A 574-nucleotide genomic window follows, 5' to 3' on the forward strand; every position below is an offset into this window, starting at 1 on the left:
GACCGGGACGGTCTCGGGTGCGCGATCGGTATCGGCGCCGACGGGCCGGTCACGCTCGATCTCGTCGGCCAGGGTCCGCACGCCGTTGTCGGCGGCACCACCGGGAGCGGCAAGAGCGAACTGCTGGTCAGCTGGGTCAGCCAGATCGCCGCGGATCGCGCGCCGGACGAGGTCACCTTCCTGCTCATCGACTTCAAGGGCGGTGCCGCGTTCCGCCCGCTCGCTGTTCTCCCGCACTGTGTCGGGCTGGTCACCGACCTCGACGGGCACCGGGCGGAGCGCGCCCTCGCGAGCCTCGCAGCGGAGCTTCGTCACCGCGAGCGGGTGCTCGCCGCAGCGGGTGCGAGGGATCTCGCCGAATGGCGTTCGCTCGGCGGGCCGGCGTCGCCGGAGAGGCCCGCGTTGCCGCGGCTCGTGATCGTCGTCGACGAGTTCGCGACCATGCTCGCGTCGTTTCCGGAACTGCACGCGCTCTTCGTCGATATTGCGGCCAGGGGACGCTCGCTCGGTGTGCACCTCGTGCTGTGCACGCAGCGCCCCGCCGGAGTCGTACGGGACGCGCTGCTCGCCAACT

General features: G+C 71.8%; 1 protein-coding gene. It reads left to right on the plus strand.

Translation table 11 applies throughout. The annotated features are described in order from the left end of the window. On the plus strand, positions 1–574 hold a 574-nt coding region (locus tag QN345_RS19730; protein ID WP_323509203.1), incomplete at both ends, for an FtsK/SpoIIIE domain-containing protein.

Source organism: Cryobacterium sp. 10I1 (assembly GCF_035019805.1).
GTDB lineage: Bacteria > Actinomycetota > Actinomycetes > Actinomycetales > Microbacteriaceae > Cryobacterium > Cryobacterium glucosi.